The sequence below is a fragment of the Streptococcus salivarius genome (assembly GCF_000785515.1).
Taxonomy (GTDB): Bacteria; Bacillota; Bacilli; order Lactobacillales; family Streptococcaceae; genus Streptococcus; species Streptococcus salivarius.
Map to the genome: position 1 here is coordinate 1106760 of NZ_CP009913.1, position 25653 is coordinate 1132412.

The 25653-nt window shown below is 39.5% G+C and carries 20 protein-coding genes and 2 pseudogenes; 9 read left to right on the forward strand and 13 right to left on the reverse strand.

Features of this window, described 5'->3' with window-relative positions; all coding sequences use genetic code 11:
- Nucleotides 1–5 precede the first annotated feature (5 nt).
- Genes efeB through SSAL8618_RS05365 form a run of 4 tightly spaced genes read left to right on the forward strand, consistent with a single transcriptional unit; the run spans nucleotide 6 to nucleotide 3790 of the window.
- Nucleotides 6–1211 (forward strand): iron uptake transporter deferrochelatase/peroxidase subunit, encoded by a 1206-nt coding sequence (efeB, locus tag SSAL8618_RS05350; RefSeq protein ID WP_037600625.1) that lies wholly within the window; start codon nucleotides 6–8, stop codon nucleotides 1209–1211.
- Nucleotides 1189–2874 (forward strand): FTR1 family iron permease, encoded by a 1686-nt coding sequence (locus tag SSAL8618_RS05355; RefSeq protein ID WP_038676004.1) that lies wholly within the window; start codon nucleotides 1189–1191, stop codon nucleotides 2872–2874. The genes efeB and SSAL8618_RS05355 overlap by 23 nt, the downstream gene beginning before the upstream one ends.
- Nucleotides 2861–3589 carry a twin-arginine translocase subunit TatC gene (gene tatC / locus SSAL8618_RS05360; RefSeq protein ID WP_038676006.1) on the forward strand — a complete coding sequence of 243 codons (729 nt, stop codon included), beginning with the start codon at nucleotides 2861–2863 and terminating at the stop codon, nucleotides 3587–3589. The genes SSAL8618_RS05355 and tatC overlap by 14 nt, the downstream gene beginning before the upstream one ends.
- 12 nt (nucleotides 3590–3601) lie before the next feature.
- Complete coding sequence (locus SSAL8618_RS05365; protein WP_003092496.1) at nucleotides 3602–3790, forward strand: twin-arginine translocase TatA/TatE family subunit; 189 nt, start codon at nucleotides 3602–3604, stop codon at nucleotides 3788–3790.
- A 135-nt stretch (nucleotides 3791–3925) separates the two neighbouring features.
- Here SSAL8618_RS05365 and SSAL8618_RS10365 read toward each other — a convergent pair whose 3' ends face one another.
- The 5 genes from SSAL8618_RS10365 to SSAL8618_RS05385 form a co-directional block, all read right to left on the reverse strand.
- The gene (locus tag SSAL8618_RS10365; protein ID WP_004182539.1) at nucleotides 3926–4018 is read right to left on the reverse strand and encodes a type I toxin-antitoxin system Fst family toxin; all 93 of its coding nucleotides are present in this window, start codon (nucleotides 4016–4018) and stop codon (nucleotides 3926–3928) included.
- 157 nt (nucleotides 4019–4175) lie between these two features.
- Complete coding sequence (locus SSAL8618_RS05370) at nucleotides 4176–5312, reverse strand: ABC transporter ATP-binding protein (protein WP_038676008.1); 1137 nt, start codon at nucleotides 5310–5312, stop codon at nucleotides 4176–4178.
- Between the two features lie 15 nt (nucleotides 5313–5327).
- A complete protein-coding gene (locus SSAL8618_RS05375; protein WP_004182537.1) occupies nucleotides 5328–6164 on the reverse strand; it encodes a sugar ABC transporter permease in 837 nt (278 codons plus the stop codon).
- A complete protein-coding gene (locus SSAL8618_RS05380) occupies nucleotides 6164–7522 on the reverse strand; it encodes a carbohydrate ABC transporter permease (protein WP_002890944.1) in 1359 nt (452 codons plus the stop codon). Before SSAL8618_RS05380 ends, SSAL8618_RS05375 begins: the two co-directional genes overlap by 1 nt.
- Nucleotides 7523–7635: 113 nt before the next feature.
- Nucleotides 7636–8883, reverse strand: a complete 1248-nt coding sequence (locus SSAL8618_RS05385; protein WP_038676010.1) for an extracellular solute-binding protein — start codon at nucleotides 8881–8883, stop codon at nucleotides 7636–7638.
- Nucleotides 8884–9067: 184 nt separating this feature from the next.
- On the opposite strand from SSAL8618_RS05385, the gene SSAL8618_RS05390 reads away from it, so the two are divergent.
- From SSAL8618_RS05390 to glgP, 3 genes and pseudogenes are all read left to right on the forward strand, one after another.
- On the forward strand, nucleotides 9068–10060 hold the full coding sequence (locus SSAL8618_RS05390; RefSeq protein WP_038676011.1) for a LacI family DNA-binding transcriptional regulator: 993 nt from the start codon (nucleotides 9068–9070) through the stop codon (nucleotides 10058–10060).
- Nucleotides 10061–10323: 263 nt separating this feature from the next.
- The gene (gene malQ, locus SSAL8618_RS05395) at nucleotides 10324–11823 is read left to right on the forward strand and encodes a 4-alpha-glucanotransferase (protein WP_038676014.1); all 1500 of its coding nucleotides are present in this window, start codon (nucleotides 10324–10326) and stop codon (nucleotides 11821–11823) included.
- A gap of 1 nt (nucleotide 11824) precedes the next feature.
- Nucleotides 11825–14087: pseudogene (gene glgP / locus SSAL8618_RS05400) on the forward strand (glycogen/starch/alpha-glucan family phosphorylase).
- A gap of 109 nt (nucleotides 14088–14196) precedes the next feature.
- Here glgP and SSAL8618_RS10690 read toward each other — a convergent pair.
- A complete protein-coding gene (locus tag SSAL8618_RS10690) occupies nucleotides 14197–15324 on the reverse strand; it encodes a hypothetical protein (protein ID WP_223896428.1) in 1128 nt (375 codons plus the stop codon).
- A 123-nt stretch (nucleotides 15325–15447) separates the two neighbouring features.
- Here SSAL8618_RS10690 and lplA point away from each other — a divergent pair, with 123 nt between their 5' ends.
- A complete protein-coding gene (lplA, locus tag SSAL8618_RS05415; protein WP_038676017.1) occupies nucleotides 15448–16437 on the forward strand; it encodes a lipoate--protein ligase in 990 nt (329 codons plus the stop codon).
- A 267-nt stretch (nucleotides 16438–16704) separates the two neighbouring features.
- Complete coding sequence (gene xerS, locus SSAL8618_RS05420; protein ID WP_038676019.1) at nucleotides 16705–17775, forward strand: tyrosine recombinase XerS; 1071 nt, start codon at nucleotides 16705–16707, stop codon at nucleotides 17773–17775.
- A gap of 163 nt (nucleotides 17776–17938) precedes the next feature.
- On the opposite strand, the gene SSAL8618_RS05425 is transcribed toward xerS, so the two are convergent.
- From SSAL8618_RS05425 to SSAL8618_RS05455, 7 genes and pseudogenes are all read right to left on the reverse strand, one after another.
- Nucleotides 17939–20479: a M1 family metallopeptidase gene (locus SSAL8618_RS05425; RefSeq protein WP_038676020.1), complete on the reverse strand. Its 2541-nt coding sequence runs from the start codon at nucleotides 20477–20479 to the stop codon at nucleotides 17939–17941.
- A 133-nt stretch (nucleotides 20480–20612) separates the two neighbouring features.
- Complete coding sequence (gene phoU / locus SSAL8618_RS05430; RefSeq protein WP_021146873.1) at nucleotides 20613–21266, reverse strand: phosphate signaling complex protein PhoU; 654 nt, start codon at nucleotides 21264–21266, stop codon at nucleotides 20613–20615.
- 28 nt (nucleotides 21267–21294) lie between these two features.
- A pseudogene (gene pstB, locus SSAL8618_RS05435) lies at nucleotides 21295–22054 on the reverse strand (phosphate ABC transporter ATP-binding protein PstB).
- Between the two features lie 12 nt (nucleotides 22055–22066).
- Nucleotides 22067–22870, reverse strand: coding sequence for a phosphate ABC transporter ATP-binding protein PstB (gene pstB, locus SSAL8618_RS05440; RefSeq protein WP_003092580.1), 804 nt, complete (start codon nucleotides 22868–22870; stop codon nucleotides 22067–22069).
- Nucleotides 22871–22880: 10 nt separating this feature from the next.
- Nucleotides 22881–23765: a phosphate ABC transporter permease PstA gene (pstA, locus tag SSAL8618_RS05445; RefSeq protein WP_022495957.1), complete on the reverse strand. Its 885-nt coding sequence runs from the start codon at nucleotides 23763–23765 to the stop codon at nucleotides 22881–22883.
- Nucleotides 23755–24669 (reverse strand): phosphate ABC transporter permease subunit PstC, encoded by a 915-nt coding sequence (gene pstC, locus SSAL8618_RS05450; RefSeq protein ID WP_002885101.1) that lies wholly within the window; start codon nucleotides 24667–24669, stop codon nucleotides 23755–23757. The genes pstA and pstC overlap by 11 nt, the downstream gene beginning before the upstream one ends.
- Before the next feature lie 2 nt (nucleotides 24670–24671).
- Nucleotides 24672–25547 (reverse strand): phosphate ABC transporter substrate-binding protein PstS family protein, encoded by an 876-nt coding sequence (locus tag SSAL8618_RS05455; RefSeq protein ID WP_037611572.1) that lies wholly within the window; start codon nucleotides 25545–25547, stop codon nucleotides 24672–24674.
- Nucleotides 25548–25653: the final 106 nt, after the last annotated feature.

Genomic DNA, 25653 nt, shown 5'->3' on the forward strand with positions numbered 1-25653 from the left:
GAAAAATGACTGACGAAAAATTTTTAGATCAAAAAATGGACCGTCGTGAATTTCTTAAAAAAGCAGGTATTGGAGGGGCTGGGCTTGCGCTTGGTCTTTCTGGTGCATCTGCTTTTTTCGCTAATCAGGATAGTTCAAGTAAAAAGGCTTATGATGGTGATGAAGATATTAGCTTCTTTGGCAAGCACCAAGCTGGGATTACGACTCCTATGCAGAAGGCTTGCTACTTGGTGGTGCTAGATCTTCATACAACCGATAAAAAAGAAGTCATCCAGCTTTTTAAAGACTGGACCGATTATAGTAGTAAATTAGTAGAAGGTGAGCTAGTAAAAAAGGATGGTTCTAATGCCCTCTTGCCTCCTACGGATACAGGCGAAACGGTGGGACTCAATCCCTATCGCCTGAGTCTGACTTTTGGAGTTTCGGCTGATTTTCTTAAAAAACTTGGTTTAGAATCCAAACGTCCTAAGCTCTTCCGTGATTTGCCTCCATTTCCTAAGGAGCAGTTGCAGGACAAGTATACGGGTGGTGATATCGTGATTCAAGCCTGTGCAGACGATGAACAAGTAGCTTTCCACGCTGTTCGCAATTTGATTCGCAAAGGTCGTAATAAAATTACCATGAAGTGGAGTAAATCAGGTTTTGCTGCAATTGGAGACCGCAAGGAAACGCCTCGAAATCTCTTTGGCTTCAAGGACGGTACTGCCAATGTTACGACGGAAAAGGAATTCGACAAGGTTGTCTGGACTGATAGTAAAGATTGGATGAAGGGTGGCTCTTATATGGCTCTTCGTCTGGTACAGATGCATTTGGAGACTTGGGATCGTACTAATTTGCAGGAACAAGAAAACACCTTTGGTCGTTACAAGGAATCAGGTGCTCCCTTTGGTAAGAAAGATGAGTTTGACGAAGTAGATTTGTCAAAATTACCAGTCGATTCGCATGTCCGTTTGGCTAAAGAAGTAGACCTTCCTATCTTACGTCGTTCATATTCCTATTCAGATGGCATTGATGAGAGAACTGGCCAGTTTGATTCAGGTTTGATTTTCATTGCCTACCAAAAGGATCCAGACCGTTTTGTTAAAATTCAGACCAATCTTGGTGCTGTAGACAAGATGAACGAGTACATCACCCATATCGGAAGTGGGCTCTTTGCTTGCTTTGCTGGCGTGGAGAAAGGAGGCTACCTTGGTCAAGCACTCTTTGAATAAACTCCTCGTTTTACTTGGGCTTTTAGCCTTATTCTGGACCTATCCAGTAGCTGCTGAATCATACAGTGACCTCTATATCAAAATTACAGATGCGACAACAGCTGTTCAAAATAAAGATCAAGCTAAAGCTAAGGAATTGGTTGCTGAGATTAAGACTGATTTCGAAACAAAAGAAAATCACGATTCCAAGGCAGGTAAAAAAGTTAGCAAGGCTCTTGATATTAAGGGTGACGTGACAGAAGAGGACCTAACCTCCATTTCGTCAGCCCTTCTTAAATTTGAGAAAGAGCAAAATCCTGTTGATTTAGATGCCGAAAAGGAAAAACTTGAAACACGCCTAGAGCCTTATTTCAAAAACTTACAGGATGCCATTACGGCCAAAGACCTGGCTGCAACACGCAAAACTTACAGTGAATTAAATAATGCTTGGACGCGAAATGAAGCTGTTGTCCGTGACCACAGTACTGCCTACTACGGCAAGATTGAGACGGCCATTTCACTTTTGCGAAGTAGCATTGAGACGGAGCCTACTGATTTCACCAGCATCCAGTCATCTTATGATGATCTCAAGGGTGGGATTGATGACTTTATCAAGGGTGTCCCTCTTGATAGCACAAGCACAAGTTTAACCCTAAAAGATGGTATTAAGCTCTTGGAAAAGGCTCTAGGTCAATTCCAAGCAGGTGATGACAAAACGGCTGCGGCAACTATGAAGAAGTTCATCACTATCTGGCCAACCATTGAAGGCGATGTAAGCACAACTAATCCAAGCCTTTATACGCGTGTGGAAAGTGAAACACCTGTTATCATGGTTAAGGGAAAAGAAAAAGTTTATCGGGACAAACTGCAAGCCTTGATTACAGACTTATCAGCTATCGATACCAGTGCTTCTTATAATGCCTTTGATGCCATGTTGATTCTCTTACGTGAAGGGGTTGAAGCCCTCCTCATTGTTATGGCCCTTGTGACTACTCTTAAGGCAGCCAAGATGCGTAAGGGACTCAAATGGGTTTATGGCGGAGCCATTGCTGGTGTTCTTGCTAGCGCAGTTATAGCTGTTATCTTACAAGTTGTCTTTCCAGCTGTGACCTCGGGGGCTAACCGTGAAATTATTGAAGGTGGCGTTGGTATCTTTGCAGTTGCGATGATGATTCTGATTGGAGTTTGGCTCCATAGCAAGTCTTCAGTCAAACAGTGGAATGACTTTATGGACCGCCAGATGAAGACGGTGACGGCTACTGGAAGCTTTGTGTCCATGTTTGCACTCAGTTTCTTGGCTGTCTTCCGTGAAGGGGCCGAGACTATTCTTTTCTATGTCGGTATTATTCCACGTATCACGACAGCTAATTTCTTGATTGGTATTGCTCTAGCTATTGCAGTTCTTGTTATCATTGCTGTGGCTATGACTAAAGCGAGTCACTATATTAAACCGCACCGCATTTTCTTTATTTTGACTTGGTTGATTTATGCCTTGGCCTTCAAGATGCTCGGTGTCAGTGTTCATGCCCTTCAGTTAACTAATATGATGTCTAATCATTTGATTAGTGGTTTCCCAACCATTGATTGGGCTGGTATCTATCCAAGCTGGGAAGTCTTGATTCCACAACTTATCTTTATTGCTATTATTGTCTTTGTGACGGTGAAACAGCATGGCAAGAAATAAAGATGAGATGACTATTGTTGAGCATCTGGTGGAATTTCGGAGACGTTTCATTGCAGTAGTGTTATGCTTTTTCCTAGTTTTTTGTATTACTCTGTTGTTTGCTGGGCAACTCTATGCTTATCTAACCAGAGGATTTGACAAGCCTTTATTAGTTCTAGGGCCTAACGATATTCTTTGGATTTACATTAACTTGGCTAGTCTCATGGCTTTTACGGTCACTTTGCCTTTCACCACCTACCAGATTTGGCAGTTTGTGAAACCAGGTTTGAGGGACAATGAAGCGCGTGCTATCTTTGCTTATATCCCAGCAACTTTTGTCTGTTTTGTATTGGGTTTGGCTTTTGGTTATTATTTTGTTAGTCCAGCTATCTTAGAAGTGCTTTTAAAACTAGGCGAAGGGCTCTTTAATACACAAATTACAGCACAGAACTACCTTAGTTTTTTACTGCATACGACAGTGCCTTTAGCTGTTCTCTTTGAACTTCCCGTAGTTGTGAGTTTTTTGACATCTATCGGCATAATAACACCAGTTTTTCTGACACACTATAGACGCTATGCTTACTTTATTCTCTTGGTTTTGGCGGTCATTCTAACACCAGCTGACTTTATCAGTGACCTGGCCATGACGGCACCCTTAATCTTGCTTTATGAAGTTAGCGTAACTCTAAGTAAGTTCATTTATAAACGCAAACAAAGAAAATATAAAGATAAATAGAAAGGAAATCTCATGGGAATTCTACGTGATATCGGAGCCCCAGGACTTATCATTATTGTCCTAGGAGCCCTCCTCATATTTGGTCCTAAACGCTTGCCAGAACTCGGCCAATCCATCGGTAAAATGCTAGCCGAATTTAAAGCAGCTGTAAATAAGACTGATGAAGATAAAAAGGATCATGAGACTGAGAAGAAAGACTAGTTCCTAGATACTCTAGTTTCTTGACAATTCTAAGCTTTTATGACATAATACACCTGTATTGAATAGTAAGTCTATATCATAGGCAAGAAAAGACCCCAAGCTAACTTCCACATAAGCTCGGGGTCTTTTTTAGCACTATCTATCCTTGTTTAACCACTTGTCGATTAGACGAAGGATAACACCGACCACAATGGGTCCGATGATAGTTTTGAATAGTAAATCCATCATAGGCAAACTCACCTCCCTTCGTAGGCGGTGTCGAGGTGCCAAGGGATATTATATCATAGATTGAGAGAGTTGTTTAGTGAGTGTCAGGAAGTAAAAGTTAGAATGTGGTTTAATCATGCCAAACAAAAAATCAGCCTCTTGAGCTGATTTTTTTATATTACAAACTGATACGTTTTTCTGTTTCAGCGTCGAAGAAATGACCTTTTGCAACGCTGAAAGTAAGATTTACTTTTTCACCTGGATTGTGGAAGTCACGCGCATCAACACGGGCAGCAAATTCAGTTTCTCCAAGTTTTAGGTAAAGCATTGTTTCTGCACCAAGGAGCTCTGAAACGACGACTTCAGCATCTACATTGGCATCTGGATATACTTCTTGAACGATTGGACGGCTTGAAACATCTTCAGGACGGATACCAAAGATAACTTCTTTGCCTTGATAACCTGTTTCTTTCAAGATTTTAGCTTGACCTTCAGAAATTGCAATATCCAAGCCTTCAGAGTTAGTGATACGGTTGCCATCAACCTTAACATTAAAGAAGTTCATAGCAGGACTTCCGATAAATCCAGCAACAAATTTGTTGGCTGGTTCATTGTAAAGTTCCTGAGGTGTACCAATTTGTTCGATACGGCCGATAGTACCAGAACCATCAGGATTTTTAGTAGAACTCATGATAACGATACGGTCAGCAAGAGTCATGGCTTCTGTTTGGTCGTGAGTAACATAGATGGTTGTTGCGCCAATATTACGAGTAATTTTAGCAATTTCAGCACGCATAGTGACACGAAGTTTAGCATCCAAGTTTGAGAGAGGTTCATCCATGAGGAAGACTTTAGCATCACGAACGATGGCACGTCCCATAGCTACACGCTGACGTTGACCACCAGAAAGGTCTGCCGGCTTACGATCTAAGAACTCAGTCAACCCAAGGCTAGCAGCAGCTTCACGCACACGTTTGTCAATATCGTCTTTTTTATATTTACGAAGTTTAAGACCAAAGGCCATATTTTCATAAACAGTCATGTGTGGGTAAAGTGCGTAGTTTTGGAATACCATGGCAATGTCACGGTCTTTTGGTGATTTGTCATTAACCACTTCACCATCAATATAGAGTTTACCTTCACTGATTTCTTCAAGACCAGCAACCATACGGAGAGTTGTTGATTTACCACATCCTGAAGGACCTACGAAAACGATGAATTCCTTGTCTTTGATGTCGATACTAAAATCTTCAACAGAGTAGTGAGTTGCATTTGGGTATTTTTTGTAAATTTTATCCAGTTTAAGAGTTGTCATATCATTTATCCTTTATTATTTAACTGATCCGCCGGTTACACCTTCAACATAGTATTTCTGCATGAAGATAAAGAGAAGGGTGATTGGGATGGCGATGATAATAGCACCTGCGGTAAATGGAAGGAACCATTCATTGATAGCGTCTTGGTTAAGCATTTGGTAGAGTCCAAGGGCAACGGTATATTTATCTTTAACGTCACCGAGGATAACAGATGCAAAGATGAAGTCTACCCAAGGTCCCATGAAGGCCATGAGGGCAGTGTAGACGATGATTGGTTTAGAAAGTGGCAAGGTAATCTTGGTAAAGATTTGAAGACGAGTTGCCCCATCAATCATTGCTGATTCATCCAATGAGTAAGGAATGGTATCAAAGAAACCTTTCGCAATGTAGAAACCAAGTGCTGCCCCAGCAGAATAAACCAAAACCAAAGATGTCAAGGTTTGTGTCAAATTAAGGGCCTTCAAAATATAGTAGACCGCAATCATAGACATGAAACCAGGGAACATGTTAAGTACAAGTGCCAATTTCAAGAAGCCATTTCTGTGTTTGAATTTAATACGGCTAAGTGAGTAGGCCATCCCAACGGTAATCAAAGTTGAGAGGATACATGTACATGTGGCAACGATGAAGGTATTGATGAACCATTTTCCAAATGGATAAGCATCGCTGGTAAACAGTTTGATGTAGTTATTAAATGTGTAAGTCTTAGGGAAGAAGTAAGGCACCGCATTGGCTCCTTCACCACGGAAACTTGTAAGGAAGATCCAGATAATAGGAATCAACCAGATAACAGCTAGAACTGTCAATAGAATATAAGTACCAGTTAGGTAAAGATTTTTCTTACGTTTCATTATTTAGCAGCCCCTTCCTTGAATGAAGATGATCTTGTGTAGGCCAAGAGACTGAATGTTGCAGAGATGGCGAAAATCAAGATACCGATAACAGATGCCAAGTTATAGTCTTTAGCGCTAACAGTCAGTTTGTAGAGCCAAGTTACCAAGAGGTCAGTTGAACCCGCTTGATAGTATTCAGAATTTTTAGGTCCACCACCAGTAAGGAAGTAGATAACGTTGAAGTTATTGATATTACCGATGAATTGTTGAATCAATGATGGTGCCATAATCAAGAGAATTTGTGGGAAAGTGATGCTCTTGAAGATTTGGAACTTGCTTGCTCCATCAATTTCAGCTGCTTCAATCTGCTCAGTTGGCAAGTTCATGATGATACCAGTTGCGACCAACATTGTGAATGGAATACCAATCCACATATTAACAAAGATAATAGAGAACTTCGCCCAGAGAGGATCAGTCAAGAACGGAATAGGTCCATTAGTGATATGCAAGGTTTGAAGTAAACCATTCAAAGGCCCATGGTCATTAAGGAAGTTACGCATCAAAAGAAGTGATACAAACTGAGGAACGGCGATAGTGATAACAAAGAGTGTACGCCATACTTTCTTGAATTTAAGGCCCTTAGTGTTAAGCAAGAGGGCAAGGACAATACCGAAGAAGAAAGTAGTTGCTGTTGCAGCAACGGCCCAAATCAAGGTCCATGTCAAAAGTGGGAAGAAAGTACCAGCCATACGACCTTGTAAGACTTCACCAAAACTTGAGAAACCAACCCAGTCAAAGAGTGATTTAGGTGCTGGGTGATTGTGGTCAAAGTTAGTAAAGGCCAAACAGATCATGTAGATCAAAGGCAAGATTGTGAAGAGCAAAACTCCAATCAGTGGGACAGTCATAAGACCCATGTGGAAACGGCCATCAGCCAAGGTCTTGAAGTCTTCGATAAAGTTAGGAACTTTACGTCCAGACTGTTTGAGAGCCATGAGATGACGAGCACTCTTAAGATTACACCAGTAAATATAAGCGAAGACTGCACAGAAGATTAATGAGGCAAGTCCAAAAATCAACATAAGCATTGAATTATCTCCAGCAACCTGAACTGTAAGTTTAACGCCATTAACTTCTTTAACGGCCTCACCTTGTTCTTGAGTTCCCAAAGTAACCATTCCTTGAAGAGCTGGGACAATTTGAATAACGAATGCTACTAAGAAGGCAATCTCAGAAAGGAGGAAAAGCAATCCCTTGGTAAACTGTTTGTTAACCAAGTTTGCTAATCCCATTACCAGAAAGGATAATTTGACATCCCATGTACCTTCTTTAAAGACTTGGCGCATAGGAGTTGTGTCGTAGATTGTTTGTGACATAGATATCTCCTCAGATAAATGTGTGATTAATGATGGTTTCTATTTTGTCTACAATAAAAGATAAAGAGGATAGGAACTTGACCCACCTCTTTACCTTGTCATTGTTAGGATTCTTATTTAGCCGCTGCCAAATCTTTATCAAATTGTTGTAATTTAGTAAGGAATTGGTCTTCCTTGATTTTACCGTTATAAGCGTCACTCATAAGAGCAGCACTTTCAGTCCAGAAGACTGACATTTGACTAAGTTTAGGCATAACAGTTGTGTACTGCTCAGATGAACCCATAGTAATTACAGCTTGTGCAAGTGCATCCTTTTGAACAGCTTCAGAAGCTTGAACTTCTTTGTTGGCTGGGATGATGTGACGGTCTTCATTAGTGAATTGGTTATTTTGACTGTCTTTGCTTGTCAAAGCTTGTGCCAATTGGTAAGAAGCAGCAATACGTTCAGCGTTACCTTTAGATGGTGTTTGGTTAACTGCGTAAAGTTTTACACCCATGAAGGCTTTTTGTTGAACGTCTTGACCACCGATATTAACTGTTGGGTAAACAGCAATACCAAGATTGTCTTTACCGACAGCTTTAGCAGCTGCAGCGTAGTCCCATGGTCCTGATTGGAAAGCATCAACAGAACCATCTTCGAATTTAGCCATCATGTTAGCTGAATCAACATTAACAAATCCTTTGTTGTCTTTTTGAGCTGCGATGAATTTAAGAACGTTCACACCAGCTTCATTGCCCCAGTTAGTCCCTTTAACATCTTCACCGTTAGGGCCAAAGAGTGTGTCACCAACTGAAAGGAAGAGAGGACCAGTTACATAAGCATTAACTTCTTTCAAGTTGCTACCAAATTTAGCTTTAGAAGTGATTGTTTCATATGATTTAACATCTTCTTCGTTAAGTTTAGATTTATTGTAGTATGTAACTTGTGTTTCGATACCGTATGGGAAGGCGTAAGTTTTACCTTTGTATTGAGCACCTACAGTAGCTTGATCAGTATCTTGATCAGCAATTTCTTTTGAGTATTGCTCTGGGATTTCTTGGATAGCTCCAGCGTCTACCAATTTACCGAGTTGGTCATGTGGAAGTGAGAAGACATCTGCAGCAGTAGAAGCATCCTTAGTCAAGTTTTCTTGAGCATTTGGATCTTCCATTTCAACCATATCAACTTTGTAACCAGATTTCTTTTCAAACTGTGCTACTGTATCTGAGTAAGATTTCTTAGCGCCAGTTGGTACCCAAAGTTTCAAAGTCTTGCTATCTGAACTTGAGCTCTTGCTTGAATTTGAGCCACAAGCTACCAAGAGCGATCCTGCCACAAGTAATCCAGCACTACCAAGTAATACCTTTTGCCATTTTTTCATTTCTATTTCCTCCAGAAATTTAGTTTACGATAATCATTATGCAACCGTTTCCACAATCTGTCAAGTATTTTGTAAAAAAAAAATTATTTTTTCGCAAACGATTGCATAAAACACCCATCTAGTTTATAATTGTTCTTATATTTTACGACTATAAAGAAAATTTTATGAGAATGAGAGGGACATAATGGCTACAATTAAAGATGTTGCTAAGAAGGCTGGAGTCAGCCCATCAACGGTAAGTAGGACATTAAAGGATAACTCGGCTATATCAGAAGAAACAAAAATTAAAGTAAGAGCAGCTATGGAAGAATTAGGTTATGTACCAAACTCAGCAGCACAAATGTTGGCAACAGGCTTAACTCATAGTTTAGGTGTTGTTCTTCCTCCCTTAACAGACCGTGAAAATATCAGCCAGCCCTTCTATATGGAGATTTTAACAGCAATCAATGAAGAGGCTAGTTGTCATTCTCAGGTCGTTAGTATTGCTACGGGTGCTACTCTAGAGGAATTAGTCAAGCAAGTTGAGCTCATGCATCGCCAAAAACGGGCAGATGGCTTTATAATTCTCTATTCAGAAAAGAAAGATCCGGTTAAAGATTACTTATTAAAACAAAAAGTACCTTTTGTAGTGGTTGGAGCAGCAGTGGATAATGAAAATAAAGTAACCTATATTGATAATGATAATAAGGAATTAGGTCATGAAGCTGTGAATTACTTACAGGCAAAAGGTCACCGAAAGATTGGTTTTGTCACAGACGATTTATTTGGGCAAGTAGGACAGGAACGTTATCAAGGGTATCAGGAAGTGGCAGACAATCTAAATTTGGATGTCTTACCTGAACTTGTATTTTCAGCTCGAACAATCGAGACTTTTAAAAAGGAATTGGAAAGATTTTCTCCGACAGCTTTGATTGTTAAGGATGACCTTATTGCCCTTCGTCTCATTCAATGGTTAAACAACCAAGGATTTAGAGTTCCTGAAGATTATGCCATTATTTCTTTCGATAATTCGACTTTTGCTGAAATCATGCATCCTTTCTTGACCACATTTGACATTAATATTCAGGCACTAGCTAAAGAAAGTGTTCAAAACCTTCTTGGGATTCTTAAAGCGACTAAGATTAAGTCGCAAAAAGTCATTATTCCATTTAAACTTATAGAAAGAGAAAGCGTCTGAACTTATCCCTAATAGGTTAAGGAGCATCCAAGTAGTTGGTTAGAAAAACAGCCGGCTACTTTTTTCGTTTAAAAAGAAACCTATTTTTTCGAATTCAATAGAAATAAAGATTTAAGAAAATACTCCCGTAATGTAAGCGCTTGTTTTACGAACTTTATTTTAAAGAGCTATAAATTTATTTTATTTTTTTGTTAAAAATTCTTGACTAATGCAAACGTTTGCATTATAATAATAAGTGTAAAAAATAATTTGAGGTAAACGTTATGAACAAACGAGCAAGCGGTGTTTTGATGCACATCACATCACTTCCAGGTGACTACGGGATCGGATCTTTCGGTCAAGCAGCCTATGACTTTGTTGATTTCTTAAAAGAAACAAAACAAACTTACTGGCAGATTTTGCCACTTACTACAACAAGTTATGGGGATTCACCTTACCAATCATTCTCAGCGGTAGCAGGAAATACACACTTTATCGATTTGGATTTCCTTATTCGTGATAAATTTTTAACTAAAGCTGATGTTAAAAACGCTGACTTTGGGTCAGATCCTGAGTTTATTGACTATGCTAAAGTTTACGAAGCACGTCGTCCAATTCTTGAAAAAGCAGTTAAAGCAATTTTAGCAGATAAGAAAGAAACTAAAAGATTCGAAGCTTTTAAAACTAAAAATGCTAACTGGTTAGCTGATTATGCTGATTTCATGGCTATCAAAGAACACTTCGATAACAAAGCACTTCAAGATTGGGATGATAAAAAAGCAGTTAAACGCGATGAAGCAACTCTTGAGAAACTTCGCAAAGAACTTGCTGATGTTATCACATATCACCAAGTGGTACAATACCTCTTCTTTAGCCAATGGGCAGAACTAAAAGCTTATGCTAACAAAAATGGTATTCAAATCATCGGTGACATGCCAATCTACATTTCAGCTGATAGTGTTGAAGTTTGGACTCAACCACATCTCTTCAAACTAGATGCTGAATGTAAACCGCGTTACATTGCAGGAGTTCCACCTGATAACTTCTCAGCAACTGGTCAACTTTGGGGTAACCCAATCTATGCTTGGGATAAACACAAAGCAGAAAATTATGCTTGGTGGGTATTCCGTATTCAAGAATCATTTAAACTTTATGATTACTTGCGTATTGACCACTTCAAAGGGTTCTCTGACTTCTGGGAAATTCCTGGAGGAGATGAAACTGCTGAAAATGGTGAATGGGTTCCTGGACCTGGTTATGACCTTTTCAAAGTGGTTAAAGAAGAATTGGGTGATCTTAAAATCATTGCCGAAGACCTTGGTAACATTGATGATAAGACACGTAAACTTCTTGCAGACTGTGGTTACCCTGGAATGAAGATTGTTCAATTTGGATTCTACGATACTACTGGAAATAGCATTGACATTCCACACGTATACACACAACATTCAGTTGCCTACACAGGTACACATGATAACGAAGTAATCAACGGTTGGTACGACAACTTGACGCAAGAGCAACGTGATTATACTGATGCATACATCAACCGTCGTCAAGGTGAACCAATCACACGTGCTCTTCTTCGCACCCTCTTTGCTACTGTAAGCAACACAGCTATTGCGACTATGCAGGATATCCTTGATAAACCTGAAAATAGCCGTACAAACTTCCCTAACACAGTTGGTCAAAACTGGAAATGGCGTATGCTTCCAGGTGAAATTACTGTCGACAAGAAAGAATTTTTGACAGACATTACAGAAAGATATAATCGAGGTAATAACTAAAATGGCTACATTTACACAATATGTTGAAGCAAAAAACAAAAATCTTAAGGACCTTTCAAACGAAGAAATCTACTATCTTTTGTTGGAATTCGTAAAAGAAGCAGCTGCTCCAAAACCAAAAAACGATAGCAAACGTAAAGTTTACTATATCTCAGCTGAATTCTTGATCGGTAAACTTTTGTCTAACAACTTGATCAACTTGGGCATCTACAAGGATGTTAAAGCTGAATTGGATGCTGCTGGTAAATCAATCAGCGAAATTGAAGACGTTGAACCAGAACCATCTCTTGGTAACGGTGGTTTGGGTCGTTTGGCTTCATGTTTCATCGACTCTATGGCAACACTTGGCATCAACGGTGAAGGTGTTGGTCTTAACTACCACTGTGGTCTTTTCAAACAAGTCTTCAAAGACAACAAACAAGATGCAGAACCAAACTACTGGATTGAAGATCAATCATGGTTGGTACCAACTGATATCTCTTATGATGTTCCATTCAAAAACTTCACATTGAAATCACGTTTGGATCGTTTGGATATCTTGGGTTATAAGAAAGAAACTAAGAACTACCTTAACCTCTTTGACATCAATGGTGTGGACTACGATTTGATTGATAAAGGAATCACTTTTGATCAAGACGAAATCCAAAAGAACTTGACACTCTTCCTTTACCCAGATGACTCAACTCGTAAAGGTGAGCTCTTGCGTATCTACCAACAATACTTCATGGTATCAAATGCTGCTCAACTTTTGATTGACGAAGCTATCGAACGTGGATCTAACCTTCACGATCTTCCAGATTACGCTTACGTACAAATCAATGATACTCACCCATCAATGGTAATTCCAGAATTGATCCGTCTTTTGACAGAAAAACATGGATTTGAATTTGATGAAGCAGTAGCAATCGTAAGCAAAATGGTTGGTTACACAAACCACACTATCTTGGCTGAAGCCCTTGAAAAATGGCCTCTTGACTACCTTGAAGAAGTTGTTCCACACCTTGTTGTTATCATCAAGAAATTGGATGCTATCATTCGTGAAAAATTCGAAGATCCACGTGTTCAAATCATTGACAAAGACAACCGTGTTCACATGGCACACATGGATATCCACTTCTCTACAAGCGTTAACGGTGTAGCAGCACTTCACACAGAAATCCTTAAATCTTCTGAGTTGAAACCATTCTACGACCTTTACCCAGAACGCTTCAACAACAAAACAAACGGTATTACATTCCGTCGTTGGTTGGAATTCTCAAACCAAGAACTTGCTGATTACATCAAAGAATTGATTGGTGATGGTTACCTTACTGACGCAACTCAATTGGAAAAATTGGCTGCCTTTGCAGATGATCCAGCAGTTCACAAACGTTTGGCTGAAATCAAATATGATAACAAATTGTCTCTTAAACGTTATCTTAAAGCCAACAAAGGTATCGATCTTGATGAAAACTCAATTATTGATACTCAAATCAAACGTTTCCACGAATACAAACGTCAACAAATGAATGCTTTGTATGTCATCCACAAATACTTGGAAATCAAAAAAGGAAACCTTCCAAAACGTAAAATCACTATCATCTTTGGTGGTAAAGCAGCTCCTGCCTACGTTATTGCTCAAGACATCATCCACTTGATCTTGTCACTTTCTGAACTCATCAACAATGATCCAGAAGTAAGCAAATACCTCAACGTTCACTTGGTTGAAAACTACAACGTAACAGTTGCTGAACACCTTATCCCAGCAACAGATATCTCAGAACAAATCTCATTGGCTTCTAAAGAAGCTTCAGGTACAGGTAACATGAAATTCATGCTTAACGGTGCTCTTACACTTGGTACAATGGACGGTGCCAACGTTGAGATTGCTGAATTGGTAGGACCAGAAAACATCTTCACGTTCGGTAAAGACTCTGATACAATCATCGACCTTTACGAAAAAGAAGGTTATGTATCACGTGATTACTACAAAAAAGATGCTAACATCAAAGCAGCTGTTGACTTTATCGTAAGTGAAGACCTCGTTAAAGTTGGAGATAAAGAACGCTTGGAACGTCTCCAAAAAGAACTTATCTCTAAAGACTGGTTCATGACATTGATTGACTTGGCTGAATACATCGACAAGAAAGAAGAAGTATACGCAGCTTACGAAGATCAAGATGCATGGAACAAAAAAAGTTGTTTACAACATCGCTGAAGCAGGATTCTTCTCATCTGACCGTACAATCGAACAGTATGACAAAGACATCTGGCACACAAAATAAAAATCTAGTTGCATAGAAGGAAACAAGATCAGAAATGGTCTTGTTTTTTTCATGAAAAAAAACACAGCTAATTTAGATGGTTAGCTGTGTTTACATAAATTTAATTCTGTCAGTTATGATAATGATTCAATATATCATTAATATATGCTTCTTTATTTGATGCATCATAAGTTTTAGATGTTGAGTATTTTAGATAATGGATTTGATCTTTTGCAGTTCTGGATTCTTCTTGTAGGTATGAATCTGTAATGGTAATTTTAAAGTTCTCGCTCTTACCTGTTAAATCAAGGCTTAGTGGAAAATTTGTAAATTCATCTGAGTAAAAGGCCATCTTGTAAAAGTTGTATTTGTCACCCCTAAAGCTATTTAAGTGAGGAAACGTTATATTGTACATTTCATCCCAGTAATTCCCATACTCTCTAATATCGTAGTCATCGAAGAAGTCTTGGATTCTTTCTTTGTTAGCATCATCCTTATCAAAGGTAACAAAGGGAGTCTGCCAATCCCATATTGGAATGTCGCCTTCATTTCCATAGATAATATAACGTTGCATTTTTCCTGATTTAGGATTTTTCAACTGAAAACGGTATTCACTTACACCATCTTTGACAGCTCCAGTTTGATATAGGGCATCGCCAGGAACTATCAAAAAGAGAAAATCTCTTAGATATAATTCGAAGTCAGTATCCATTGTTTTATCATGTAATCCAGGGAAACGCTGAATCATTCGTCTGTAATTCTCTGCATTAGAAAACCATTCTTTATCAAAGCCTGGACCAACTTCAAAAACTTTATGATCTAAATAGTTTTCAAAACGTTCAGAATAGTTTTCAGTAGAAGTTACCTGTCCAAATGGTAAAGTCATGTTGGTATTATCTGTAAAAGTAATATGTAAGAAAAGTTTTCGTGGATCAATTCCTTTATCAGTATAATGACTGACCTTATATGTAGACAGATTATCAGGGAAATCGTCTTTTCCAAAGTGTAGAACTTCAATCTCTATATCTTTGACAATCTTCTTTTGTGATTTTATCTTCTTGACCTTGTAATGATAAGCCTTGTAATAGTAATTCTCCTTATCATAGAGGTAAGGCTTATAAGCTCTTTGGTAGGCATTATAGAGAAAAATTCCAAGGGTTACAAAAAGAAGCAGAGCTAAGGCTATTTTGAACTTTTTATTTATTTTATTAGTTAGCCTTGAGAAAAAGAGACTCAATTTACTAGGATTTTGTATCATGTCAAAACTCCCCATATATTTTATACTATTATATCATGAAAATCCTTATACCTAAGGCGTCTTCGTGTACTTTGCCACCGTTTTCCTTTATAATATAAGTATCACATTATAAGAGGAGACCTCATGAAATACATCGTAAACACATCAAATGATCCTGCCTATAATATTGCTTTGGAAGCCTATGCTTTTCGTGAATTGGTGAATGAAGATGAATTGTTCATTCTTTGGATTAACTGTCCAGCTATCATTGTTGGTAAACACCAAAATACCATTCAAGAGATTAACAAAGAATATACAGATGCTCATGGTATCAAGGTTGTTCGCCGTTTATCTGGTGGTGGCGCTGTTTATCACGATTTGAATAATCTGAACTATACCATCATCTCTAATAAGGCGGATGAAGGTGCTTTTGACTTTAAGACTTTCTCTCAACCTGTAATCGCCACACTTGCTGATTTGGGAGTTAAGGCTGAATTTACTGGCCGAAATGACCTTGAAATCGATGGTAAAAAGTTCTGTGGAAATGCTCAAGCTTACTATAAAGGTCGTATGATGCACCATGGTTGCTTGCTTTTTGACGTTGATATGTCGGTTCTTGGTCAAGCCCTTAAAGTCAGCAAAGACAAAATCGAATCAAAAGGCGTTAAATCTGTACGTGCTCGTGTGACCAACATCGTCGACGAATTGCCAGAAAAAATCACTGTAAATGAATTCTCAGATAAAATCTTGGAAAAAATGAAAGAATTCTACCCAGAAATGACAGAATACGTCCTTTCTGAAAGCGAATTGGCTAAGATTCAGGATTCTTATGAGAAACAATTCAATACATGGGATTGGACTTACGGACAGTCACCAGAATACACAGTAGAACGTAATGTTCGTTACCCAGCCGGTAAGATTTCAACCTATGCCAATGTTGAAAATTCAATCATTAAATCTGTTAAGATTTACGGAGATTTCTTTGGTATCGGAGATGTATCAGATATTGAAGACTTGTTGGTTGGTGTACCTTACGAGTACGAAGATGTCTTGGCAAAACTTAAAACTATTGACACAACACATTATTTCTCACGTATGACAACCGAGGAGGTTGCAAAAGCTATCGTAGCTTAATCATTGTTTGAACAATCTGGAAAACTCTAGATTGTTTTTTCTTGGGAAAAATCTTTCAAAGTGAAATAACAATATAGATATTTTAGCATTGGTTCTGGAAGTCAGTATCTGATTGACCTAGTGTGGTATTTTATATATTCAGATAGTAAACCTATAAAGCCTCTAAGAGAAAACACCCTATAACATCTTTCCGAAAAACTGTAATTTTCTTGAAAGAAAGATAAGGGTATGATATACTTCTATTAAATAACTTTGGAGAAAAAACAAATGAAACGTGAACTCTTACTCGAAAAAATTGAGGAATACAAATCTCTAATGCCCTGGTTTGTTCTGGAGTATTATCAATCTAAACTATCGGTACCGTATTCTTTTACAACCTTATACGAATACCTTAAGGAATATAAACGCTTTTTTGATTGGTTGATTGACTCAGGTATTTCAGATGCTGATGATATTGCCTCAATTGACATCAAAACCTTGGAAAATCTAACTAAAAAAGATATGGAGTCATTTGTCCTTTATCTACGTGAACGTCCATCTTTGAATACCTATTCCAAGAAACAGGGTGTCTCTCAAACGACTATTAATCGTACACTTTCAGCCCTATCTAGTCTCTATAAGTATTTAACCGAGGAGGTCGAGGGTCCTGACGGTGAGCCTTATTTCTATCGTAACGTCATGAAAAAAGTTTCTACTAAGAAAAAGAAAGAAACTCTAGCTGCACGTGCTGAGAATATCAAACAAAAACTCTTTCTTGGCGATGAAACCATGGAATTCCTTGATTATGTAGAAAATGAATACGAAGTCAAGCTCTCAAATCGCGCCAAATCTTCGTTTTATAAGAATAAAGAACGTGATTTGGCTATCATTGCCTTGCTACTGGCTTCAGGTGTTCGACTCTCTGAAGCTGTTAATCTGGACCTTAAAGATATCAATCTAAAAATGATGGTCATCGACGTCACTCGAAAAGGTGGCAAACGGGACTCAGTTAATGTAGCAAGTTTTGCAAAGTCCTATCTTGAAACTTATCTCAGTATACGTGATAAACGCTATAAGGCTGAAAAGCAAGACCTTGCCCTCTTTTTAACGGAATATCGAGGGGTTCCAAACCGTATTGATGCTTCAAGTATCGAAAAGATGGTTGCCAAATATTCTCAGGATTTCAAAATTCGTGTGACTCCCCACAAGCTTCGACATACTCTGGCAACACGCCTTTATGATGCTACCAAGTCTCAAGTTTTAGTGAGTCACCAACTTGGCCATGCTTCCACTCAGGTTACCGATCTATATACGCATATTGTTAATGATGAACAAAAAAATGCTCTAGACAATTTATAATTAGCTATCCTAACCATTCCAATTTGGAGTGGTTGTTTTTAGTTTACATAAATTTAATTATGCTATAGTTGTTTTGTTATTCCTTCAAACACACAACTATATTTATGTAAACTGTCGTACACAAAAAAACAAACTCTCCTTCACGGAAAGCTTGTTTTTCTTATTAATAATCTTTAAGAGCAGATTCAACGGCTGCTTTTTCTTTTTCAATCAAGTTTACTCGTGCGGCAATTGTCTTAATTCCCATTAAGATATTACGTTCCAAGGCTTTATCACTTGTTTGTGGCTCGAAGAAAGCAATATATTGATCAAGACGTTCTTGCGTTTTAAAGATTGATGCTGGGATATTTACAAAGCTATCAAAGCTCATATCACCACCAAGGGCTGCTTTAATCCAATCCCAGTTATCTTTTGCCCAGTTCCAAACGGTTTCTTGAGCAAATGATTTGCTGAGGAAATTCATATACCAGAGGTATAAGTCTTGAGGTTTAACGACATGTTTGTCTTTAAGCTGACTTAGCACGTAGTCGAGGCCTTCTTGATTTTTAAGGTATGAAACTGCTTGAGTTAATTGACGACGGAAGTTACTATCATTTGTTGTGACGTATGCGTTGACATAGTCCTCAACAAGGGTAAGACTGTCTTCTTGTTTCATTTGGTTAATGAGGACAAGACCACGGACACTTGCGGGGATGCTTTCAATGTTTTCTTTATGAGCTTGGAAAACACTTGCAGCTGCAAGGACTGCTGGTTGATAGTCTGCTTGAATCAAGTAGCTAAGTGCCGTTTGACGAACCATTTCATCTTCATCTGACTCTCCATCTTTGGCATCGAAACCAAGACGTTCAAAGTCGTTTTGGAATTGACGACGTACCAAAGCCTTGTAGTGCACTTCTGCTTCTGTATCCTCATCGATAAAGCGTTTCAAACCAGCGAGGATTTGAGACTTAGCTTGTGCAATCAAGAAGCTTTCTTCTTTTTCGACAAGATCAAGAAGAGCCACTAGGCTTGCGTAGGAGATACGGCCACTTTCAGCAAGAAGACGACGTTCTTGTAAGATTTGAAGTTTACTTACCGTATCAAGGTTAGCAAATTCCTCTAAGAGTTGGTCCAAGAGTTGTCCTTGGTAGTCTGTGATGTAATGTGCCGTATTTGCTGTATTAAGGCGAAGAGCTCCTTTATTTTCAGCAGCAAGCTGGCTATAATTTGGAATCTCAATACGCTCTTCTGAGAGTGTGTCTGGGAGTCCTTTCCAATTTGTGTTCAATGGAATTTCCCAAAGACGCCCTTTATCTTCATGTTCACCAATGAAGAATTGTTTTTGACTAAGAATAAGAGTGTCATCAACAACTTCTGCACTAACAACAGGGTAACCTGGTTGCTCCAACCAAGTATCCATGAAACTAGAGACATCTTTACCAGAAGCATCAGAGAGTGCATTCCAGAGGTCACGTCCAATAGTGTTGTTGTACTGGTGTTTTTCGAAGTAAGCTTTAAGTCCTTTGGCAAAGGCTTCATCGCCTAACCAACGGCGAAGCATATGCATGAGACGGCTACCCTTAGCATAAACGATAGCACTATCAAAGAGGGTATTAATCTCATCTGGGTGATTAACTTCCATGTGGACTGACTGAACACCATCTGTAGCATCACGCTGGAGGGCATGAGGCACACCAGTTGTTTGGAAATCTTCAAAGATGTTCCAGCTAGGTTCAATGGCATCTACTGAAACATACTCCATCATATTGGCAAAGCTCTCGTTAAGCCAGAGATCATCCCACCATTTCATCGTTACAAGGTTACCGAACCATTGGTGAGCCAATTCGTGGGCAACCACGAGAGCTACTTGTTGACGACTTGCAGCTGAGCTATTTTCGTCTACTAGTAGGTAAACTTCACGATAGGTAACAAGTCCCCAGTTTTCCATGGCACCTGCTGAGAAGTCAGGAAGAGCCAGATGGTATGACAATGGGATAGGATATTTGACTTGGAAGTAGTCTTCGTAGAAATCAATGACACGAACGGCAATATCAAGGGCAAAGTCAACGCTGTTTTCAGCTTGTGCAACTGTAGCGAAGACACCAACTTCAGTTCCGTTTTGCGTTTTCGCTGTCTTACCTTGAAGAGCTCCAAAACCAAAGGCAAGGAGGTATGTTGACATACGAGGGGTTGTCTCAAATGTCCAAACCCCAGTTTCTTCACGCAAATGGCTATTGATTTCAGGCATGTTTGACAAAGCGATATCGCCTTCTTCAGCATCAAATTTCAATGAGAAATCAAAAGTAGCTTTGGCTTCTGGTTCATCAACAGATGGGAAGGCTTCACGCGCAAAATGAGATTCAAACTGCGTTGAAATAATCTCTTTCTTCTCACCATTGTAGGTGTAATATGATGGGTAAATCCCTGTCATATTATCTGTAATACGACCAGAGAATTCAATGACAAGCGTCAAAACACCGGTCTCTGGAAGTTCAATATGGAAGGCTTCGTTAGCATCATCCATTTGGAAGTTCAATGATTCATTATCCAAGAGAACGGAACTAATGGTAAGGTCTTTTTGGTGAAGGGAGATATGGTTATCAAGGGCTTCACCTGTGATGGCAACATTCCCTGTAAAGGTCTTTTCAGAACGATTAATGTCCAAGAAAAGATTGTAGTTTTCAGGGATGAAACTTTCGATAAAACGAGCAACAGATGCTGTCATACGTATATACTCCTAATCTAACTTTTCGTATCGAAACAGACTGACATATGTTTCGATATCAGACTCTTTTGCAAAAGAAAAGGGTCTGAATTATTCAATACAGACCCATTATAACATAGATTGGAAGCTTTGCCTACAGTTCTATGATTTTCCCAGACTTGAGGTAGACAACCCACTCACAGAGATTGCGGGCATAGTCACCAATACGTTCCAAATACATAAGTACTTGGAAATATTCTTTGGCAGCGAAGGCAGCATCAGGATTCTTGCGAACACCTTCTACTGTCATGGCTTGAATATCACGGAAATAGTTATCAATGATTTCATCTGAAGCTGCGATTTCATAAGCGCGTTTTTCGTCACTGTTCAAGTAAACATCTAGAGCATCTTCGACCATGTGGCGAACTGCTTTCCCCATTTTCTTGATTTCAGCTTCAATTTCAGTTAGGCGTTCCTCACCTTTAATGCGGATAGTTGCTTGAGCAATAGCAACGGCATGGTCACCCATACGCTCAACGTCGCTAGATGCTTTAAGTGCGGTGATAACTGTACGCAAATCACTTGATACAGGTTGCTGTAGAGCAATAATTTCAAGTGATTTTTTCTCAAGTTTGGTTTCGTAGTTATTGACGATTTCGTCATTTTCAATGACTTCCTTAGCCAAATCACGGTCATGGCTGATAAAGGCACGTACAGCTTTCTTAAGCTGAGCTGCAACCTCTGTACCCATAGCGTAAAATTGGTTGTGGAGTTTTTCTAATTCTTCTTCGAAGGGAGTTCGTAACATCATAATTTTTTTAGTAATCTGTCCTTTCTTAACCGAATTTACCGGTAATATAATCTTCAGTTTCTTTATGTTGTGGATTTAGGAACATGTCTTTCGTTGATGAATACTCGATGAGCTCTCCATCAAGGAAAAAGGCTGTTCGTTGTGAGATACGACTTGCCTGCTGCATAGAACGAGTGACTAGCAACAAAGTGTATTGTTCTTTAAGGTTATAGAGGGTTTCCTCAATCTTACCAGCGGATATAGGGTCGAGGGCCGACGTTGGTTCGTCAAGAAGGATGACCTTTGGAGATGTGGCTAGCACTCGTGCAATACAGACACGTTGTTGTTGCCCTCCTGAAAGTCCAAGTGCTGAGTCATGGAGACGGTCTTTAACCTCTTCCCAGATTGAAGCACCCTTTAGTGATTCTTCTACTGCTTGATCAAGAACAGCCTTATCTTTGATACCATTGATACGAAGGCCATAAACCACGTTTTCATAGATTGACATTGGAAAAGGATTGGGTTGTTGGAAGACCATTCCGATTTCTTTACGGAGTTCAACGGTATCTGTTCGAGGACTGTAGACATTGTGACCGTTGTATGAAACAGCACCAGTAAGTGTCCATTCGGGATTTAAATCTCCCATTCGGTTGATAGAACGGAGCAGGGTTGATTTCCCGGATCCTGAAGGACCGATAAGGGCCGTGATTTCATTTGGATAGAAATCCATTGTCACATTATTGAGGGCTTTTTTTCTTATTGAAATACACCGATAAATCATTGATTGAAATGATTGGTTCAGTCATAAGTGCTCCTTTCTATCCAAAACGTCCTGATACATAGTCATTGGTCGACTGTAGGGCAGCGTCTTGGAAGATTTTCTTGGTTTCATCATATTCGATAAGATCACCAAGGTAGAAGAATGCTGTATAATCACTAGCACGCGCTGCTTGTTGCATATTGTGCGTCACGATGATAATAGAGTAATCTTCCTTAAGTTCAAACATGGTCTCTTCGAGCTGCATAGTAGCTACAGGGTCCAATGAAGCTGCAGGTTCGTCCATGAGGAGAATCTGCGGTTTCACGGCAATAGCTCTTGCAATACAAAGACGTTGTTGCTGACCACCTGAGAGGGTAAAGGCAGATTTATGAAGGTCATCTTTAACTTGATCCCAAAGTCCAGCTTGCTTAAGTGATGTTTCAACAATCTCGTCCAAGGTTTGCTTATCTCTTACACCTTTACGTTCGTGAGCAAAGGTGATATTTCTGTAAATAGACTTGGCGAATGGATTTGGACGTTGGAAAACCATTCCAATATGTTTACGCATTTCATAAACATTGATATTACTTGCGTTAACATCGACTCCTTGATAAAGGATTTGTCCAGTAACCTTGGCAATATCAATCGTATCATTCATACGGTTTAGACTACGAAGAAAAGTTGATTTACCGCATCCTGAAGGCCCAATAAGAGCTGTGATTTTATTTTTCTCGAATTGCATGTCAATGCCTTTGATGGCTTCTTTTTGACCATAGTAGACATGCAAGTCCTTTGTTTCAAGAGCGAGCTCCTTCTCTGGGAAGGTGATAATATGACGCTCGTCCCAATTATATTTTGTCATGATAACTCCTTTAAGCGGATGTTAATTTCTTATGGAGGTAAGCTCCCAAACGACGTGCACCAAAGTTGAAAATCAGAATGAAAATCAAGAGCACTGCTGCTGAACCAGCAGATACTGCAGTGGCGTCAGGTGTCGTACCTTCTGAGTTGACCTTCCAGATGTGAACAGCAAGTGTCTCTGCTTGGCGGAAAATCGAAATTGGACTAGAGATGCTAAGCGGATTCCAGTCGCTCCAGTTAAGTGCTGGTGCAGATTGACCTGCTGTATAGATTAGCGCTGCTGCTTCTCCGAAAATACGACCAGAAGCAAGAACGATACCAGTAACAATACCAGGTAAGGCCTCTGGAACAACAACGTGTAAGATTGTTTCCCATCGAGACAAGCCTAGAGCTAGCCCAGCTTCACGTTGGGTATGATGGACTGTTCGCAAACTATCTTCAACCGTACGAGTCATTTGTGGTAGGTTAAAGACCGTTAAAGCCAAGGCACCTGATAGGATTGAAAATCCATACTGGAATTGGACAACGAAAATCAAGTAACCAAAGAGTCCGACCACCACTGAAGGTAGTGAAGAAAGGATTTCAATACAGGTACGAACAAAGTTGGTAAGTCGTCCTTTTTTAGCATATTCTGATAAGAAGATTCCAGCTCCCATGGAAAGAGGCACAGAAATAATCAGGGTAATAACCAAAAGGAAGAATGAATTGTAGAGTTGAACCCCAATTCCTCCACCAGCTTTGTAAGATGATGATCGACTAGTCAAGAATGACCAGCTGATATGTGGTATCCCGCGAACCAAGATATAGAGAATCAAGGCTGCCAGGATTGTTACAATAATGCCAGCAATCACATAGAGTGTGCCGATGGCAATTTTATCAATTTTTTTAGCGTTCATAATTTCTCTTTCTCTCACGGGTAATGAATTTCACCAACATATTGAAACCAAGACTCATCAATAAGAGCACCAAGGCGAGAGACCAAAGGACATTGTTTGAAACAGTACCCATGACTGTATTCCCGATTCCCATAGTCAAGACAGATGTCAATGTTGCTGCTGGTGTCGTTAAAGAAGTTGGAATCACTGCGGAATTTCCGACAACCATTTGGATGGCGAGAGCCTCACCAAAGGCACGGGCCATACCAAAGATAACGGCCGTGAAAATACCTGGTTTAGCCGCATTAAGTGTCACACGCCAAATCGTTTGCCAGCGTGTAGCTCCCATGGCCAGACTGGCTTCACGATAGTGACGAGGCACTGCACGAAGCGTATCTGTTGTCATAAAGGTTACGGTTGGTAGAATCATGACGAACAAGACAAAGGTACCTGAAAGAATACCAAAACCTGTTCCACCAAAAATTAAGCGAACAAATGGAACCACGACTTGGAGACCAATAAATCCATAAACAACAGATGGAATCCCCACCAAAAGTTCAATAGCTGGTTGTAGGAATTTAGCCCCTTTCGGAGAAATTTCAGTCATAAAGATGGCTGCTCCAATGGCAAATGGCGTTGCTACCAAGGCTGAGAGCAAGGTAACTACGAATGATCCCAAAATCATTGGAAGAGCTCCGAACTTGCCTTCAGATGGCGACCAATCGCCACTAAAGAGAAACTCGATCAAGCTAACTTTATTAACAAAGAAAGTCGCCAGCCCTTTTTGAGCAACGAAAAGTAAAATCATGGCTACGATAAAAACAATCAAAGCTAGGCAAAGGAAAGTGATTGTTTTACCAAACTTCTCGAGGCGTGAATTTTTAGAGGGTGATGTTAATTGCTTCACCAATTCTTCATTTTTCATGCTTACTCCTCACTCTTCTTTGAGACGTTACCATCAGCATCCTTGGTAACTTTCATGCTATGGATGGAAATGTAACCCATTTTTGCGACGACATTTTCTTGGACTTCGTCACTCATCATGTAATCTAAGAATTGTTTGGTATAGCTATCCGGTTTTCCCTTGGTATACATATGCTCGTAGGACCAAATCGGCCAATCGTTAGTTGCAACATTTTCAGCTTTTGGTTCAAATCCATTTAACTTCAATGTTTTAACAGAATCATCAAGGTAGGCAAATGATAGGTATGAAATAGCACCTGGTGTCTGAGCAACGATTGACTTAACCATACCATTAGAATCTTGCTCTTGGGTACGGATTGGCGATTTACCGTCCATAATCACTGCATCGAAAGTTGCGCGTGATCCTGAGCTGGCTGCACGGTTAATAATAGTAATCTCTAAGTCTTTACCACCAAGCTGTTTCCAGTTTGTGATTTCCCCAGTGAAAATCTTGCGAAGTTGTTCGGTTGTCAGGTTATCGACAGAGACTTCTTTATTTGTAATCACTGCAATTCCAGCAACGGCAACTTGATAGTCAACAAGCTTACTGGCATCGATTCCAGATTTTTCCTCGGCAAAAAGGTCACTGTTCCCAATTTGAACAGCACCAGATTGTACCTGAGAAAGTCCAGTACCAGAACCGCCACCTTGGACGTTAACGATATTCTCAGGGTTCTTCTCAGCGAACCCATCTGCTGCCGCCTCCACTAAGGGTTGAAGGGCCGTAGAACCAACTGCTGTAATGGACTGGCCACGGTCAATCCAAGAGGCACAGCCAGTTAAGACTAGTATGGTCATTGCCAGTGACAGAATCACTGCAAGGACTTTTGTTTTTTTCATTTTTGTCCTCCGACATTTTGTAACTTAAGTAAGATAGTGTCTTATATATGCTGTAAAAAGACATCTATCTAATTATACCAAGTATAAGATAATAAAGTCATATTAA